Annotated in this window: 1 protein-coding gene; it reads right to left on the bottom strand. The window is 51.6% G+C overall.

Going from position 1 to position 339, the window contains the following annotated elements; all coding sequences use genetic code 11:
- The coding region (locus tag H8K38_RS18225; protein ID WP_186886268.1) for a transposase at nt 1–339 on the bottom strand (339 nt) is incomplete at both ends.

The following is a 339-nucleotide window of genomic DNA, read 5'->3' as shown; positions in this document are numbered from 1 at the left end:
AAAAAGCACAGGCCATGGCGACGACACTTTCATAATTTCGCTTCAATTTATCAAACCGGGTTGCCAGCGCCCGATACTGCTTTAAACGCGCAAACGCATTTTCAACCAAATGGCGGTAGCGATACAGTCCTCGATCAAGATCAGCGTTTCCCTTGATCGAGTTACGCTTTCTCGGGATGACGGCGCGACTGCCTTGACTGGCAATTTGTGCTCGGATTGCCTCGCTGTCATAGCCTTTGTCGGCAATCATGGCACCCGCCTTTGGTAATTTCGCGATCAATTCCGGCGCGGCCTTGCAGTCATGGATCGCGCCACTGGTGATATCAAAGTCGATGGGTA

The sequence above is a fragment of the Undibacterium sp. FT79W genome (genome assembly GCF_014284215.1).
Lineage (GTDB): Bacteria > Pseudomonadota > Gammaproteobacteria > Burkholderiales > Burkholderiaceae_D > Undibacterium > Undibacterium aquatile.
This window is presented reverse-complemented; position numbering and strand designations above follow the sequence as displayed.